Raw genomic sequence first — 15154 nt, forward strand, 5'->3', positions numbered from 1 at the left:
GTTCGACAATCACAGCCCAACAAAAAGCCCCGCAAGGCGGGGCTCTGCAGTATTGCGCGGGGTCAGGCCAGGGCGTGGGACTGCTCAGCGTTGAGCGTGGCGTACGCTTGTTTGGCATGGGGCAGGGAGGGCAGGGGCCCGCTGATAGGCTCGCCGTCGCGCACCACGTACCAGCACGCCAAAAGGCCCAGGTCACGCAATTTTTCCGGGACCGCGCTGCCGACTACCGACATGATTCTTAATACAGGCATGAGACACCTCCGGTGGTTCCTGCCATCCACCTTACGAGGTTGGCCCACATCGTAGAAATCACCTTGCTCGATAGTCACCATCGACAATCCCTATCACCGCTCGCTCGCAACTCACCAGCGTGGCGGGCCGTAATACGCTGGCGGCGGTCCATAATAGCCGCGTGGCGGCGGCGGTGCCGCGTACACGGGGTAAGGGTGTACATACACAGGCGGCGACTGGACATACACGGGCTGCTGCACATACACCGGTTGCTGCACGTAGCTTGGTTGCTGCACATAGACGGGCGGCGGGCTCTGCACATAAACCGGCTGCTGCTCCACATAGACCCGTTGCGGTGCGTTGGACGTCACCACCGCGCCCACTACGGCTGCGCCCAGTACCGCACCCAATAGGCCAGGCCCGGCGCCATGCCAGCCGCCGCCGTGTGCAGAGGCCTGGCCGGCCATTGCCAGCGCGCCTACCAGCAGAGCGATCTTGGGAAGTTGACGCATCATGATAGATTCCTCGTGTTTCGCGCCCTGGCGTTCGAACCTGCGATAGGTTCAAATCATTTCGCCGGGGACATGACTATGACAAAAAAACCGTCACAAGCGTCCCCGTCGATGGGTAAATTTTGTGTAAGGGCAGGGCCTCGTCTGCCTGCCCCTGCATGCCACACGCCGCTCGGAGGCCACCGATGTCCATAGCTCCCAACCGCGATACCATCCTGTGCATGTCGCTCGCGGCACGTCCCGGAACGTTCGGGGTGCGCTTTCACAACCATCTGTACGACCAACTGGGTCTTGATTACTACTACAAGGCCATGACCACCGATGATCTGCCGGCGGCCGTCGGTGGCATTCGAGCCCTGGGTATTCGCGGCTGCGGCGTCTCCATGCCATTCAAGGAAGCCTGCATACCGTTAGTGGACGAACTCGATGCATCGGCCTCGGCCATCGACTCGATCAACACCATCGTCAACGACAACGGCCATCTGAAGGCCTACAACACCGACTACCTGGCCATCCGCCAACTGCTCGACAAACACGCCGTCGACCCCCAGACCTCGTTCGCCCTGCGCGGCAGCGGCGGCATGGCCAAGGCCGTGGCGTCGGCCATGCGCGATGCGGGTATGAGCAATGGCCTGATCATCGCCCGCAACTATGAAACCGGCCGCGCCCTGGCCGACAGCTGCGGTTATCCCTGGCAGGCCGAGCTGGGCGATTCGCGCCCGCAGTTGCTGGTCAACGTCACCCCTATCGGAATGAGCGGAGGCGACCAGGCCCAAGAGCTGTCGTTCGAAAGGGCCGCCATCGAAGCGGCGCAACAGGTGTTGGACGTCGTCGCCTTGCCATGGCAAACGCCGCTGATCACAGCCGCCCTGGAGCTGGGCAAGCCGGTGATCACCGGCCTGGAAGTCATCGCAATCCAGGCCCTGGAGCAGTTCGTGCTCTACACCGGCGTGCGTCCGACGGCCGAACAGGTATGCCTGGCCACCGAGTACGCCCGCGGCTAGCCATACCTCATTCCAGTCGCGACAGACGTTCTTCCAGCGCTGCGATCCGCGCTTCCAGCTCATCGAAGCGAGCGTCTTCGGGCCTGTAATTGCCGCGCTCGGATACCACGCCTCGGGCGCTCATGATGGCCTCGATGGCCGCAGGATCGCCCAGGGCGTGGGTATAGCGATCCTCGCGCTGACCCGCCTGGCGCGGCACATGCACGGCAAAATTGCGACTGATCAAACGCTCGAGCTGATGCACGATCTGCTCCACGTCTTCGAAATCATGCAGGCGTGCGCTGCGCGTCAGCAGCTCACCCACGGTCTGCGGTCCGCGCAGGAACATCAGGCCCATCAGAATGACTTGGGCGGGGACCAACTCGAGCACCTTGTCCAGCCGATGCTCCCAGCGATCGGCCCGGCTGCCCATTACCAGCCGGGTCATCTGCCGGCCTTCGAGCGCCCGCAGGCTCTGCCCGATCTGCCCTTGAGTGTATTGAGTCACCGGTTCACGACTGGTTTTCTGATTGCACGCCAGCACCAGCGCATTGAGCGTGAGTGGGTAGGTTTCAGGATTGCTGGCCTGCTTCTCGATCAGCGCGCCCAACACGCGGATCTCGACGGCATCGAGCCTGAGCGGTTCGGAAGTGGTTGTTTCAACATCGGTCATGGCGGAACCCCAGGCAATCGTCGCAGGCAATCTGCAGTGGGCCAGTATGCTATAAAAATTCTCGTCAAGCCTGCCTGCCGCCGCCTGTGGCGCGGCCACGTACTGCCTGGCACGCCATCACCCGAACGCGCGCCAAATTTAGGGTTGCTGCGCGTGAAGCCCGGCCTTAGACTGCCGCCCCTCTTGACCATGTGCCGTGTGGTGCTTGAAGAATTCTGCCTGCGTCGCTTCCGGCGTCGCGGGCTTCCTGTTTTGCCCTAGCGCATTATTCGTTTGCAGAGAAATCAATGACAAAGGAAAAGTTGCTGGCCATGCCGGCTGATGACTACATGAACGCCGAGCAACTGGCCTACTTCACCGAATTGTTGAAGGCCATGAAAATCGAGACCCAGGAGCGTATCGAGCAAAGCCGTGTAGCCATCGAAAGCCTGGATACGCCTGCCGATCCTGCTGACGCTGCCTCTGTGGAAGAGGAGCGTCACTGGCTGGTCAATGTCATCGATCGCGACCAGCGCCTGCTGCCGCAATTGGAAATGGCCTTGGGCCGTATCAACGACGACAGCTTCGGCTGGTGCGATGACAGCGGCGAACCGATCGGTTTGAAGCGTCTGCTCATCAGTCCTACCACTAAATACTGCATCGAGGCGCAAGAGCGCCACGAGCAGATCGACAAGCACCAGCGTCAGGCCTGATTGCTGCCACGCAGGCGTTTGCTACGCCTGCGGATGCAGAGCCACATTGAGCTCATCCACGATGGGCGCCCATTCGGCATCACTGTGCAGCTCTTCCTTCAGAAAGCTGCGTTGCTGGTCGCTCCAGAAGGGCGCATCGATCAGCTTGGTGTCTTGATCGAGCTGATGCTCGGCAATGAATTTCTGAATACTGGCCTCGTCACTGTCCAGGCCCAGTTGATCGAAAAGGCCAGTAAGGCTTGGGTTCGGCAGATCCATGATGACTCCTCTGTGGCTGTTTCCAGCCATGATTGAAAGGTTACCCAGTATCTGAGGCGAGGGCCTCGCCAGAGTTCGCTTGCAATGGCGGGTTTGTTTGCGGCACGAACAACACGTGGTATCGACCACTGCAGCGCTTTCATTCCGACCGGGGCGTGCAACAAACTTCTTGACCGCGCCGGGGTTCGATTCGGTACTATTCGCGCCAGATCACCGTCATGCGCTCCAGCGCCCTGTCCATGTGGGTTGTCGCTTGCTCGATGCCGCCCCGGCGCCGCTCTGCCACACATGTTCAGGTTTGCCTTTTTCCTTCGCGGTCATCGGCAATTTTCCCTACAGCAGGGTCGACGCTGCGCATCCCGGATCAAGGTTCGATCCTTTAGTCTTTCGTTAGCAGGTCGGTGGCAATCATTGCACGTGCTGCCGACCGTTCGGCGCTCCCCGCGTCTTCAGGTTATTACCACGCCAACAGCGTTCGGTAGTCTGTGTTTCGATTTGAGGATTCTTCATTGGCAGTAAGTAATCTGGATATGCACGCACTGTTTGTGCTTGGCGACTTGCGTGCGAAGTTGGTCAAACTCTTTCATTCGCGCTTTGTCTATGTCACTGAACAAAGCGCGGAAGGCATCTACATGGCCGAACTCGATACCGAGTCCGCGCTGGTGGTCGACGACAAGCCCAGGCTTGAACTCAAAGTGGGTGACCACTTTCGCGCCGCCGTCCTGCCCAGCCGCGAAGGCGGCAAGTTCGAGCTCAAGTTCCGTGACATCAAGCTGACGGTTTATGGGCTGGGCGAATATGCATTCGTCAGCATGGCGCAAGGCGAAGGCATCGTGTTCAAGGAAGGCCAGACCGTGATGCTGGTGTTTGCCGCCAACGAGCGCATCGAGGAAAACCTGGGCAAGATCTTGAAGGCTGCCACGGCCAAGGCAGCCAAATGGCGCAAGGGCGAGTTGACTTTCAAACCCAGCGAATAACCCCCGGGGAACCTGCGCTACAGTAAAGTGACTTAACCACGTCATCGACTGTTTACCGAGGAACCCCGCATGAAAGGATTACGTGCCTGGCTGGCAGCCTGTGGCGCCGGCTTCTGGCTGTCGACTGCAGCCTTGCCCGTTCACGCGCAGACGGCGCCCATCCATTTCGCCGATCTGAATTGGGAAAGTGGCAGCCTCATCACCGAGCTGCTGCGCTATATCGTCGAGAAGGGCTACGACTTGCCCACCGATACCCAACCCGGCACGACCATCACCCTGGAAACGGCGCTGGCCAAGAACGACATCCAGGTCATCGCCGAAGAATGGGCAGGGCGCAGCCCGGTGTGGGTCAAGGCCGAAGCCGAAGGCAAGGTCATTGGCCTGGGCGACACCGTCAAAGGCGCCACCGAAGGCTGGTTCGTTCCCGAATACGTGATCAAGGGAGATACAGCCAAAGGCATCAAACCCATGGCGCCGGAGCTACGCAGCGTCGCCGATCTGCCGCGCTACAAAGACGTCTTCAAAGACCCGGAAAGTCCCGACAAGGGCCGCTTTCTCAACAGCCCCATCGGCTGGACATCCGAAGTCGTCAACGCGCAGAAACTCAAGGCCTACAAGCTGACCGACGACTACGTCAATTTCCGCTCCGGCTCGGGCGCCGCACTGGACGCAGAGATCGCTTCATCTATCCGTCGCGGCAAGCCAGTGCTTTTCTATTATTGGTCACCGACCCCACTGCTCGGGCGCTACAAGCTCATCCAGCTCGAAGAGCCGCCTTTCGATGCCAAGGCCTGGGCCACCCTGACCGACGCCGACAATCCTGCGCCGCTACCGACACGCTCGCTTCCCTCGAAGCTGTCGATAGGGGTGTCCAAGGCGTTCCAGCAAGAGTATCCGCAACTGGTCGATTTCTTCGCCAAGGTCGACCTGCCCATCGAGCCCCTGAACAAGGCCCTGGCCGACATGAGCGAAGCCCGTACTTCGCCGCGCCAGGCCAGCGAAACGTTTCTCAAGGATCATCCACAAGTGTGGAAAGCCTGGCTACCTGCAGAAGTCGCCAGCAAGGTCAGCGCCAGCCTGAAGTGATTCAGTGACCGCTATCGCTGCGGTGGCTGCTGACTTCGGCAGGCACTGCTTCCCCCGCGGTACGTTTACGAAACAGTGCCGCCCTGGCTAACAGCAGCGTGGTCACCGGTACGGTGATCGACAGCAGAATGGGTATGAGCCAGGCATGCACGACTGGCCCGTGCTTGAGCCAGGAAAAGTACAGGATCGACGCCAGTGCCACGCACCACGCGCCCAGCGTGGATGCCAGTGCCGGCGGGTGCATGCGCTGGAAGTAATCCTTGAAGCGCAGCAGCCCCAGGGCGCCGGTGAATGCGAACAGGCTGCTGGCGAGCAACAGTACGGCCGTGGCCACTTCCACCCAGAATGGCAATATCTGTAGCGAGTTCATTCGATGACTTCTCCACGCAGCAGGAATTTGGCCAGCGCGAACGACCCCACGAAACCGAACAGGGCAATCAGCAGGGCAGCCTCGAAGTAGGTGTCACTGGCGTAGCGAATACCCAGCACCAGCATGACCAGCATCGCCAGAATATAGAGGTAGTCCAGGGCCAGTACCCGGTCCTGGGCGGACGGCCCCTTGAACAGCCTTATCAGCGTGAGGAGCATGGCCAAGGCAAAAATGAACAGGCTCGCAACGATGGCGTTGGACAGCAATGCGCTCATTGGAAGATCTCCATCAGCGGACGCTCGTAGGTGTCCTTGAATTCCTCGATGAACTGCGCCTCGTCATCCAGGTCCAGCACGTGCATCAGCAACACGCTACGGTCCAGCGCCAACTCGGACCATACGGTACCGGGAATCACAGTGGCGACGGCCGCCAGGGCGGCCAGTCCGTTGGCATTGTGCAGCTGTAGCGGAATCTCCACGAAAGCCGAGCGTGGCGGACGAGCGTCCATGGTCCATACCTGCCAGAGCACCTGTAGGTTGGACACCAGCACGCCGCCGCCAACGCGCAGCAGCAATCGCAGCACCACCATGGGCCGGCTAATGCGTACTGCCTGAGGCCGCAGCGGCGACATCAGCAATGGCGCCAGCCACCCCAGCAGCACCGCAAGCAGTAGGTTGCCAGCGCTCAGGGATACATTGAGCAGCAGCCACAGGATAGCGAGGGCGATCGACAGCATTGGGGCAGGGAGCAGACGGCTCATGGTTCACCCTCCAGGCTGGCTGTGGTCGGACCTGGCACCGGTTGGGCGCCCAGCACTGTCATCACATATTGTTTGGGGTCATCGAGCATGGCCGCAGTGTCCGCCGTGTAGCGCAACAGCGGCTCGGCACGCATGGCCAGCAACACGCAGAGCCCCAGCAAGACCATGATCGGCACGCACTCGTTCAGACGCAGCAGCGGTGAAGGCCGCTCGTGGGGCGTCCAGAAGCGCTGCATGCCGACGCGTGCCAAGGCAATCAGCGATGCCAGCCCCGAGAGAATCAGCAGCGCCAGATAGGCCCAGGCGCTTGCGCTCAGGGTCTGCTCGCTGGCAACCCCCAGGCCCTGGGGGTTGAACAGTGCGGCGATCAGGTTCAGCTTGCCGATGAAACCGGACAGTGGCGGCATGCCGATGATCAGCAGTGCGCAGGCAATGAAACTCAAGCCTAGGAATGCCATCGTCCAGGGAATCACCTGGCCCACCACGGCCTTCTGCTCGTCGTCCAGGTTGATGCCCTTGGGTGGATGCAGTGCCTCGACCGCTGCGGGCAGCGGTTCGGCATCGTACTCCAGCGGAATTTCGTTGGCCGAGCGCGAACGTTCGATCAGCTCGGCCAGCAGGAACAGCGCGCTGAGCGCCAGAGTGGAGCTGACCAGGTAGAACAAAGCGGCAGCGATCAAGCCGCTTTGCCCGAAGCCGATCGCCGCCAGCAGTATGCCCGCCGAAATCAGGATGCTCAGGCTGGCCATGCGTTCTAGGCGCTGCGCCGCAAGGATGCAGACGGCAGCCACGGCAATGGTCGCCAATCCACCGTATATCAACCATTGGCCGCCGAAGTGAGCCGAAGCACCGGCCTGGCCGGAAAACATCAGCGTCCACAGCCTCAGCAGGGTATAGAACCCTACCTTGGTCATGATGGCGAACAAGGCCGCGACCGGCGCACTGACAGCCGAGTAGGCAGGCACCAACCAGAAATTCAACGGCCACATGCCGGCCTTGGCCAGGAAGGCTGCTGCCAGGATGGCCGCGCCGGCGTGCAGCAAGCCGCGATCCGCCTCCGGAACCAGGGGGATCTTCAACGCCAGGTCAGCCATGTTCAGGGTGCCCGTGACGCCGTAGATCATTGCCGCACCGATCAGGAACAACGACGAAGCCAGCAGGTTGATTGCGATGTAGTGCAAGCCTGCCGACACTCGGGCCTTGCCCGAACCATGCAGCATCAAACCGTACGACGCGGCCAGCAGCACCTCGAAGAACACGAACAGGTTGAACAGGTCAGCCGTCAGGAACGCACCGTAGAGCCCCATCAACTGGATCTGGAACAACGCATGAAAACTGGCGCCGGCGCGATCCCATCGGGCCATCGCAAACAGCAGCGCGCAGACCCCGACGATGCCCGTCAGCACCAGCATCAACGCCGACAGTCGATCTACCACCAGCACGATACCGAATGGCACCTGCCAGTTGCCGGGCAGGTATACGCCTATCGAGCCCGCCTGGCCCTGGTCCTGCACCCACCACATCAGGTAACAGGCGATGGCCAATCCGAGCATGCTGGAGATGATGTTTATTCGCGCTCTCAGCGAACGATGCTTTTCTCCAAGCAACATCATCAACGCTGCGGTGAACAGCGGCAGGATGATGGGCGCGACGATCAAATGGGGCATCCAGCTCATTCCTTGGGCTCCCGGCCGTCTACATGGTCAGTGCCGGTCAAGCCCCGCGATGCCAGCAGCACCACCAGAAAAAGCGCGGTCATCGCGAAACTGATGACGATGGCTGTCAGTACGAGGGCCTGGGGCAGTGGGTCGGTGTAATTGAGCAGGTCCTGCGGCACGCCTTCCTTGATGATCGGCTCCTTGCCGATGAACAGGCTGCCCATGCTGAAGATGAACAGATTAACTCCATAGGACAGCAGGCACAGGCCCATGACCACCTGGAACGTCCGCGGACGCAGAATCAACCAGACGCCTGACGCGGCGAGTACGCCGATGGCGATCGCTATCACTTCTTCCATCAGACGGCTCCTTTGGGGGCAATGCCTTTGGGCAGGCTCGACGGGCGATGACTACGCACCGACTGGTGACCCAGGGCGGTAAGAATCAGCAAGGTCGAGCCGACCACCACGGTGAAGACGCCGATGTCGAAGAAAAGCGCGCTGGCCACATGCAAGTCACCCAGCAAGGGCAAATGTACGTGCGCCGTGTGCGTGGTCAGGAACGGATAGCCCAGAGCCACGGCACCCAGGCCGGTGACGGTGGCGCACAGCAACCCGGTACCCATCCAGCGCAAGGGTCGCAGTCGCATCTGCGCCTCGACCCACTGCGTGCCTGCCACCATGTATTGCAGGATGAACGCTACCGACAGCACCAGGCCGGCAACGAATCCGCCACCCGGCTGGTTGTGCCCGCGCATGAACAGATACATCGACACGATCACCGCCACGGGCAGCAACAGGCGAACCAGAACCGCCGGCACCATCATGAAGCCCAGCGCCGTATCGTCCGCACCGCGCGGGTTGACCAGGTCGGTGGCTACGTCGGGCGCCAGCGAACGCTGCTGCGCGGGCAGTTGCATGCTTTCCTTGGGGGGACGAAAGCGTCGCAGCAGCGCGAAAACGGTCAGCGCCACTGCGGCCAGGACGGTGATCTCGCCCAGGGTGTCGAAACCGCGGAAATCCACCAGCATGACGTTGACCACATTGGTCCCGCCGCCTTGGGGCAGGGCGCGGCTGAGGTAGAACTCGGAAATGAAGTTGGGCGTTGCACGTGTGAGCATCGAATAGGACAACAGTGCCATGCCGCCGCCGACCGCCAGTGCCAGCACCAGATCCCGCAGGCGGCGCAGCTTGGCGCGGTCCAGGGTCGCCCGGGACGGCGCGACTTCCTCGATCCGTCGTGGCAGCCAGCGCAGTCCGAGCAGTATCAATACCGTAGTGACCACTTCTACCACCAGCTGCGTAAGCGCAAGATCCGGCGCCGAGAACCAGACAAACGTGACGCACGTCATCAATCCGCACACGCTGACCATGGTCAGGGCGGCCAAACGGTGGTATTTCGCCTGCCAGGCCGCACCCAGCGCACAGGCAATGGCAATCAGCCAAAGGATCACGAACACGCCCGACCCCGGGATTTTTGGCCGGTCACCCCAGCTCAGGCCGCTGTAGAGCATCGGCGCCAGACCGGCCAGGACGGCGACCAGCACCAGCATGAACAACTGCGCCTGCAGGCGTCGTGTCGTCAGCAGCAGCTCGATCCGGCGTGCCAGCCGCATCATCACCACCTGCGAACGCTCGAACATGCGCTTGCCGTTGAAACGCTCGATCACGGGTGGATAGCGCAAGCGACCGTGACGGAACTGGTTGCGCAGCAATACATAAAGAAGAACGCCCGCGCCCATCGCAATCAGGCTCATGACCATCGGTGCGTTCCAGCCATGCCAGATCGCCAGGCTGTACTCAGGCAGCTCGCCACCTACGACTGGCAATGCCGCTGCAGCAAGAAACGGCGCCACCGACTGAGCAGGAAAGACGCCGACCACCAGGCACGTCAGCACCAGCAACTCGACGGGTGCACGCATCCAGCGTGGCGGCTCGTGGGGAGTGTGAGGCAGGTCGGTCGCTTTCGGTCCGAAGAACACGTCCACCGTGAAGCGCAGCGAATAGGCAACGCTGAAAATGCCGGCCAACGTTGCCACCACGGGCAGGGCGATCTCCACCCAGGCTGTCGAGCTGATGAAAACCGTCTCCGCGAAGAACATTTCCTTGGACAGGAAGCCGTTCATCAACGGCACTCCGGCCATGGCCGCGCTGGCAACCATGGCCAGTGTTGCGGTAAATGGGATCAGACGGAACAGTCCACTCAAACGGCGGATGTCTCGCGTCCCGCTTTCATGGTCGATGATGCCGGCCGCCATGAACAGCGACGCCTTGAACGTGGCGTGGTTGAGAATATGGAACACTGCCGCGACCGCCGCGAGTGGGCTGTTGAGGCCCAATAGCAGGGTGATCAGCCCCAGGTGGCTGATCGTCGAGTAGGCGAGCAGACCTTTCAGGTCGTTCTGGAACATTGCCGCATAGGCACCGAGCATCAGGGTGCAGGCCCCCGCGCCACTGACGATCCAGAACCATTGCTCGCTGCCCGAGAGTGACGGCCATAGCCGTGCCAGCAGGAACACCCCGGCCTTGACCATGGTTGCCGAGTGCAGATAGGCCGACACCGGTGTTGGCGCGGCCATCGCGTGAGGCAGCCAGAAATGAAACGGAAACTGCGCACTTTTGGTCAGCGCGCCCAGCAGGACCAAAGTCAGCATGACGGGATACAGGCCATGGGCACGGATCGCGTCTCCAGCCACCAGCACCTTGTCCAGGTCGTAGCTGCCGACGATATGGCCTAACAGTAGAACCCCGGCGAGCAGGCACAGGCCGCCGGCGCCGGTCACCATGAGCGCCATGTACGCGCCGCGGCGAGCGTCGGCGCGATGATGCCAATAGCCGATCAGCAGGAAGGAGAACAGGCTGGTCAGCTCCCAGAAGAACACCATCTGGATCAGGTTGCCGGAGATAACCAGGCCCAGCATGGCCCCCATGAACGCCAGGAAAAAGGCAAAGAAGCGAGGTACCGGGTCCTGGGGAGACATGTAATAACGCGCATAGAGCGCCACCAGTGTCCCGATGCCCAGCACCAACAGGGAAAAGAGCCAGGCGAAGCCGTCCAGGCGCAGTACCAGGTTGAGTCCCAGGCTGGGCAGCCAGAGGAATTCCTCGCGTATCACGCCGCCGTCGGCAATTTGCGGATACAGCATGGCTACCTGTACCGTGCCGACCAAGGCGACCAGTCCGGCCAGAAGGGACTCTGCGTTGCGTGCGTTGTGCGGCAGAATGGCTGCCACGCAACTGCCTACGAAGGGCAGAAGCAATAGTACTATCAAGGACATAGGCTTCTAATCTGCAGGAATATTGAAAAGGATCATACGGGGTCACTGGGGGATCACCAACCCGCAAGCTGTGCCAGAATCGTACAGGCACGCCGTAACGACTTGTTTTTTTATGACAATTTTTTACTATCGATAGCTCCGTCCAGATCGTATCGATCGGCGGGGCCACCCACAGCGAGCGCACATCCCATTGGTCAAAGACCCCAGCCCCAGAGCCTCAGTGCTCCAGCATGTCAGCCATAACGTACGTCGCCTGCGTCAGTCCGCTGGACTCTCGCAAAGTGCACTGGCCGAACGCTCCGGCGTCAGCCGTCGCATGCTGGTGGCCATAGAGGCGGGCGACAACAATGTCAGCCTGACTACCCTGGATCGCGTCGCGGAAGCACTCGATGTCGCCTTCAGCGACCTCATCCAGCCGGGGGAAAACCGCGACCCCAGCCGCATCAACGAACTGGCCTGGGTTGGCACACTCCCCGGCAGTCGGGCTGTCCTGCTCGCCAGCACAGTGGCCAGCAAGGAGGTCGAACTCTGGGAGTGGCTGTTGCAGTCCGGCGAATCCTACATATCGGAAGCCGACGCCGAGGGCTGGAGCGAGCAGATCTACGTGTGCGAAGGCCGCCTCACCATTGTCTTGTCCGGGCGCTCCCATGACCTGGCGGCCGGTGACTTCTTCGTCTACCCCAGCAACCAGCCCTATGCCTATCGCAACGACAGCGACACCGAGGTTCGCTTCGTGCGCAACGTCGTCATCTGAAGCCTTCGACCCGCACCTGTCATAAGGTTGCCCTGCGCCGCCAGGTTCGCCATGATCAGGCTACAAGCAGTCCACACTATCCAGCCCCCACACCACCCACCACCCAGCACCCGAACCGGAGCGCGAATGAGCCTGACACCTTCTGCCCACTTCCCTGTTACCGAGCGCCTGCGACAGATGCGAGCACTCATGCAGCGCGAGGGTATCGATGCCTTGCTGGTACCGTCGGCAGACCCGCACCTGTCCGAATACCTGCCAGAGCACTGGCAGGTCCGTCAATGGTTGTCCGGGTTCCACGGCTCGGTCGCAACCTTGATCGTCACGGCTGAATTTGCCGGGCTCTGGGCTGACAGTCGCTACTGGGAGCAGGCACAGGTCGAGCTTGCCGGAAGCGGCATCGAGCTGGTCAAGCTGTTGGCCGGGCAACCGGGTCCACTGGATTGGCTGGGTACACAGGTACGTCCCGGCGCGACGGTTGCAGTCGACGGCGCGGTCATGGCAATTGCCGCCGCCCGCCAGTTACAAGAAAAGCTGCAGCGGATCGGTGCAGCCCTGCGTACCGATACCGACCTTTTCGCCCAGGTCTGGTCCGATCGTCCTGCATTGCCGGTCCAGCCCGTCTATGCACACCTGCCGCCGTACGCGGTACGCGAACGCAGCGAGAAACTGAAGACGCTGCGCGAGCAGATTCAATCTCAGGGCGCCCATTGGCATCTATTGGCAACCCTGGACGACATCGCCTGGTTGTTCGACTTGCGCGGCTCCGACGTACCCTATAACCCGGTCTTCGTCGCCTTCGCACTGATCGGGGAGCACTCGGCAACGCTGTTCACGGCACTCTCCAGGATCGACTCCACACTGCGCGACAGCCTGGCACAGGCTGGTATCCAGGTCCGTGAGTACGGCGAGATCGCCTCTGCTCTGGCTGCAGTACCTGCTGGTGAAAAACTCTTGTTCGACCCGGCGCGCGTCACCGTGGGCATCATCGAAAGTCTCGGCACCGGTGTCACCCTGGTGGAAGCGCTGAACCCGACGACCCTGAGCAAGTCCCGAAAAACCGCAAAGGAAGCACAGCATATCCGGCATGCCATGGAGCAGGACGGTGCGGCGCTGTGCGAGTTCTTTGCGTGGCTGGAGGGCGCTTGGGGAAACCAGCGGGTAACCGAACTGACCATCGACGAGCAGCTGACTGCGGCGCGGGCACGTCGGCCCAATTTCGTCTCACTTAGCTTCTCGACCATTGCGGCGTTCAATGCCAATGGTGCGATGCCGCATTACCGTGCCACTGAAACCGCCCATGCCGTGATCGAAGGCGACGGTTTGCTGTTGATCGACTCCGGTGGCCAGTATCTAGGCGGCACCACTGACATAACCCGCATGGTCCCTGTTGGTACGCCCACGGCAGACCAGCGGGCAGACTGCACACGGGTACTCAAAGGCATGATCGCCTTGTCTCGTACCACCTTTCCCAAGGGGATCATGTCGCCGTTGCTCGATGCCATCGCACGTGCGCCCATCTGGGCGGATCAAGTCGACTATGGGCACGGCACTGGGCACGGAGTGGGTTACTTCATGAATGTCCATGAGGGTCCGCAGGTGATTGCCTACCAAGCCCCCACCACGCCGCAAACGGCCATGCAGCCCGGGATGATCACTTCCATCGAACCCGGCACCTATCGGCCCGGCCAGTGGGGTGTGCGTATCGAGAACCTGGTGCTCACAGGCGAAGCCGGGCAAAGCGCTTTCGGCCAGTTCCTGAACTTCGAAACCCTGACGCTTTGCCCTATCGATACCCGCTGCATCGATGTTCCGCAACTGTCCGCAGCAGAACGCCAGTGGCTCAACGACTACCATGCCGAGGTCGCGCGGCGGGTGGCGCCACTGCTTATAGGCGCCTCGTTGCAATGGCTGCACGAACGCACCCAGCCGATCTGACTCGCTAAGTCAGTCGGCGGCCACCGCGGGGGCATGGTCGGCGCGGATCGTCAGCGTGGCTCCCACGGAAGCCATGATGATTGCGCCAATCGCCAACCACTGTGTGGTGCTCAACACTTCGTGCAGGAAAACCAAGCCTGACAGCGCACCGATCGCCGGCTCCATGCTCATCAAGGTACCGAAGGTGCGTGCCGGCAATCGTGTCAGCGCGATCATCTCGAGGCTATAGGGTAGCGCTGTAGAGAGGATTGCTACGGCAATGGCCGTCGGAATCAGTGCCAGGTCGAGCAGCGCGGTACCCGCGTGCGCAATGCCGACAGGGGCAATGAACACTGCAGCGATCATGACCCCGAGCGCGGCAGTCTGCACACCATTGTCCGCGCCGGCCTTCTGACCATAAAGAATGTACAGCGCCCAGCACACCCCTGCGCCAAGGGCATAGCAAACGCCCACCGGATCGAGCCCAGCCTGTGCATCGCCCATCGGGATCAGCAGCAGCAATCCGACGACGGCAAGTGCTACCCACGCAAAATCCAGCGCTTTACGCGAAGCCAGAATCGCCACTGCCAGAGGCCCGGTAAATTCCAGGGCCACGGCTATCCCCAGGGGAACCGTGCGCAGAGACATATAGAAGAGCAGGTTCATGCAGCCCAGGGCGATGCCGTAGATCATCACGGTCTGCAATGTCCTCCAGGTCAGCCGAGCGCGCCATGGGCGCAACAGGATCAGCATGAACACGCTGGCAAATATCAATCGAAGGGCAGTTGTACCTTGGGCGCCTATCAGGGGGAACATGCCTTTGGCCAGAGAGGCACCTGTCTGAATGGATGCCATGGCTATGATAAGAAGAACGATGGGGTAGAGCTTGTTGGTGAGCGAAGGCGGGGTCATGGATTGGCTACTTGGCAGAGGTGAGACACACGTTTCCCCAGTATGATGGCCAAGCCGCGCAAAATGAGCAATATATTGCCCATTTAAATTTTTTGAA

At 61.2% G+C, this 15154-nt stretch carries 17 protein-coding genes; 6 read left to right on the forward strand and 11 right to left on the reverse strand.

Features of this window, described 5'->3' with window-relative positions; translation table 11 throughout:
- Nucleotides 1-62: 62 nt before the first annotated feature.
- The gene (locus tag LT40_RS02800) at nt 63-251 is read right to left on the reverse strand and encodes a hypothetical protein (RefSeq protein ID WP_043193264.1); all 189 of its coding nucleotides are present in this window, start codon (nt 249-251) and stop codon (nt 63-65) included.
- Between the two features lie 111 nt (nt 252-362).
- Nucleotides 363-746 carry a hypothetical protein gene (locus tag LT40_RS02805; RefSeq protein WP_043186222.1) on the reverse strand — a complete coding sequence of 128 codons (384 nt, stop codon included), beginning with the start codon at nt 744-746 and terminating at the stop codon, nt 363-365.
- A 182-nt stretch (nt 747-928) separates the two neighbouring features.
- Between LT40_RS02805 and LT40_RS02810 the strand changes: the two genes are divergently transcribed.
- A complete protein-coding gene (locus LT40_RS02810; protein WP_043186224.1) occupies nt 929-1747 on the forward strand; it encodes a shikimate 5-dehydrogenase in 819 nt (272 codons plus the stop codon).
- Nucleotides 1748-1754: 7 nt separating this feature from the next.
- Here LT40_RS02810 and LT40_RS02815 read toward each other — a convergent pair whose 3' ends face one another.
- The gene (locus tag LT40_RS02815) at nt 1755-2399 is read right to left on the reverse strand and encodes a YceH family protein (protein ID WP_043186226.1); all 645 of its coding nucleotides are present in this window, start codon (nt 2397-2399) and stop codon (nt 1755-1757) included.
- A 287-nt stretch (nt 2400-2686) separates the two neighbouring features.
- Here LT40_RS02815 and LT40_RS02820 point away from each other — a divergent pair, with 287 nt between their 5' ends.
- Nucleotides 2687-3091 (forward strand): TraR/DksA family transcriptional regulator, encoded by a 405-nt coding sequence (locus LT40_RS02820; protein WP_043186228.1) that lies wholly within the window; start codon nt 2687-2689, stop codon nt 3089-3091.
- 21 nt (nt 3092-3112) lie between these two features.
- Here the strand turns inward: LT40_RS02820 and LT40_RS02825 are convergent, their stop codons facing one another.
- Nucleotides 3113-3349: a DUF2789 domain-containing protein gene (locus tag LT40_RS02825; RefSeq protein ID WP_043186230.1), complete on the reverse strand. Its 237-nt coding sequence runs from the start codon at nt 3347-3349 to the stop codon at nt 3113-3115.
- A gap of 509 nt (nt 3350-3858) precedes the next feature.
- Here LT40_RS02825 and LT40_RS02830 point away from each other — a divergent pair.
- Nucleotides 3859-4326, forward strand: coding sequence for a hypothetical protein (locus LT40_RS02830; RefSeq protein ID WP_084139709.1), 468 nt, complete (start codon nt 3859-3861; stop codon nt 4324-4326).
- 69 nt (nt 4327-4395) lie between these two features.
- Nucleotides 4396-5412, forward strand: coding sequence for an ABC transporter substrate-binding protein (locus LT40_RS02835; protein ID WP_043186234.1), 1017 nt, complete (start codon nt 4396-4398; stop codon nt 5410-5412).
- Nucleotide 5413: 1 nt separating this feature from the next.
- On the opposite strand, the gene LT40_RS02840 is transcribed toward LT40_RS02835, so the two are convergent.
- Genes LT40_RS02840 through LT40_RS02865 form a run of 6 tightly spaced genes read right to left on the reverse strand, consistent with a single transcriptional unit; the run spans nt 5414 to nt 11477 of the window.
- On the reverse strand, nt 5414-5782 hold the full coding sequence (locus LT40_RS02840; RefSeq protein ID WP_043186237.1) for a Na+/H+ antiporter subunit G: 369 nt from the start codon (nt 5780-5782) through the stop codon (nt 5414-5416).
- Nucleotides 5779-6057 carry a K+/H+ antiporter subunit F gene (locus LT40_RS02845; RefSeq protein ID WP_043186241.1) on the reverse strand — a complete coding sequence of 93 codons (279 nt, stop codon included), beginning with the start codon at nt 6055-6057 and terminating at the stop codon, nt 5779-5781. The genes LT40_RS02840 and LT40_RS02845 overlap by 4 nt, the downstream gene beginning before the upstream one ends.
- Nucleotides 6054-6542 (reverse strand): Na+/H+ antiporter subunit E, encoded by a 489-nt coding sequence (locus LT40_RS02850; RefSeq protein WP_043186244.1) that lies wholly within the window; start codon nt 6540-6542, stop codon nt 6054-6056. Before LT40_RS02850 ends, LT40_RS02845 begins: the two co-directional genes overlap by 4 nt.
- The gene (locus LT40_RS02855) at nt 6539-8218 is read right to left on the reverse strand and encodes a monovalent cation/H+ antiporter subunit D (RefSeq protein WP_043186249.1); all 1680 of its coding nucleotides are present in this window, start codon (nt 8216-8218) and stop codon (nt 6539-6541) included. Before LT40_RS02855 ends, LT40_RS02850 begins: the two co-directional genes overlap by 4 nt.
- Nucleotides 8215-8559 carry a Na+/H+ antiporter subunit C gene (locus LT40_RS02860; protein ID WP_043186251.1) on the reverse strand — a complete coding sequence of 115 codons (345 nt, stop codon included), beginning with the start codon at nt 8557-8559 and terminating at the stop codon, nt 8215-8217. The genes LT40_RS02855 and LT40_RS02860 overlap by 4 nt, the downstream gene beginning before the upstream one ends.
- Nucleotides 8559-11477, reverse strand: coding sequence for a monovalent cation/H+ antiporter subunit A (locus tag LT40_RS02865; protein WP_043186254.1), 2919 nt, complete (start codon nt 11475-11477; stop codon nt 8559-8561). Before LT40_RS02865 ends, LT40_RS02860 begins: the two co-directional genes overlap by 1 nt.
- A 190-nt stretch (nt 11478-11667) precedes the next feature.
- Here LT40_RS02865 and LT40_RS02870 point away from each other — a divergent pair, with 190 nt between their 5' ends.
- Entirely contained in the window at nt 11668-12231 is a 564-nt protein-coding gene (locus tag LT40_RS02870) for a helix-turn-helix domain-containing protein (protein WP_043186257.1), read from the forward strand.
- Between the two features lie 126 nt (nt 12232-12357).
- A complete protein-coding gene (locus LT40_RS02875) occupies nt 12358-14166 on the forward strand; it encodes an aminopeptidase P family protein (protein ID WP_043186260.1) in 1809 nt (602 codons plus the stop codon).
- 9 nt (nt 14167-14175) lie between these two features.
- Here LT40_RS02875 and rhtA read toward each other — a convergent pair whose 3' ends face one another.
- Nucleotides 14176-15057 (reverse strand): threonine/homoserine exporter RhtA, encoded by an 882-nt coding sequence (gene rhtA / locus LT40_RS02880; RefSeq protein WP_043186263.1) that lies wholly within the window; start codon nt 15055-15057, stop codon nt 14176-14178.
- Between the last annotated feature and the right edge of the window lie 97 nt (nt 15058-15154).

The organism is Pseudomonas rhizosphaerae (assembly GCF_000761155.1).
GTDB lineage: Bacteria > Pseudomonadota > Gammaproteobacteria > Pseudomonadales > Pseudomonadaceae > Aquipseudomonas > Aquipseudomonas rhizosphaerae.

Bases quoted from the DNA above. Each gene is read 5' to 3' on its own strand.
- LT40_RS02800 (WP_043193264.1), bottom strand. From the start codon at position 251: ATGCCTGTATTAAGAATCATGTCGGTAGTCGGCAGCGCGGTCCCGGAA.
- LT40_RS02805 (WP_043186222.1), bottom strand. From the start codon at position 746: ATGATGCGTCAACTTCCCAAGATCGCTCTGCTGGTAGGCGCGCTGGCA.
- LT40_RS02810 (WP_043186224.1), top strand. From the start codon at position 929: ATGTCCATAGCTCCCAACCGCGATACCATCCTGTGCATGTCGCTCGCG.
- LT40_RS02815 (WP_043186226.1), bottom strand. From the start codon at position 2,399: ATGACCGATGTTGAAACAACCACTTCCGAACCGCTCAGGCTCGATGCC.
- LT40_RS02820 (WP_043186228.1), top strand. From the start codon at position 2,687: ATGACAAAGGAAAAGTTGCTGGCCATGCCGGCTGATGACTACATGAAC.
- LT40_RS02825 (WP_043186230.1), bottom strand. From the start codon at position 3,349: ATGGATCTGCCGAACCCAAGCCTTACTGGCCTTTTCGATCAACTGGGC.
- LT40_RS02835 (WP_043186234.1), top strand. From the start codon at position 4,396: ATGAAAGGATTACGTGCCTGGCTGGCAGCCTGTGGCGCCGGCTTCTGG.
- LT40_RS02840 (WP_043186237.1), bottom strand. From the start codon at position 5,782: ATGAACTCGCTACAGATATTGCCATTCTGGGTGGAAGTGGCCACGGCC.
- LT40_RS02845 (WP_043186241.1), bottom strand. From the start codon at position 6,057: ATGAGCGCATTGCTGTCCAACGCCATCGTTGCGAGCCTGTTCATTTTT.
- LT40_RS02850 (WP_043186244.1), bottom strand. From the start codon at position 6,542: ATGAGCCGTCTGCTCCCTGCCCCAATGCTGTCGATCGCCCTCGCTATC.
- LT40_RS02855 (WP_043186249.1), bottom strand. From the start codon at position 8,218: ATGAGCTGGATGCCCCATTTGATCGTCGCGCCCATCATCCTGCCGCTG.
- LT40_RS02860 (WP_043186251.1), bottom strand. From the start codon at position 8,559: ATGGAAGAAGTGATAGCGATCGCCATCGGCGTACTCGCCGCGTCAGGC.
- LT40_RS02865 (WP_043186254.1), bottom strand. From the start codon at position 11,477: ATGTCCTTGATAGTACTATTGCTTCTGCCCTTCGTAGGCAGTTGCGTG.
- LT40_RS02875 (WP_043186260.1), top strand. From the start codon at position 12,358: ATGAGCCTGACACCTTCTGCCCACTTCCCTGTTACCGAGCGCCTGCGA.
- rhtA (WP_043186263.1), bottom strand. From the start codon at position 15,057: ATGACCCCGCCTTCGCTCACCAACAAGCTCTACCCCATCGTTCTTCTT.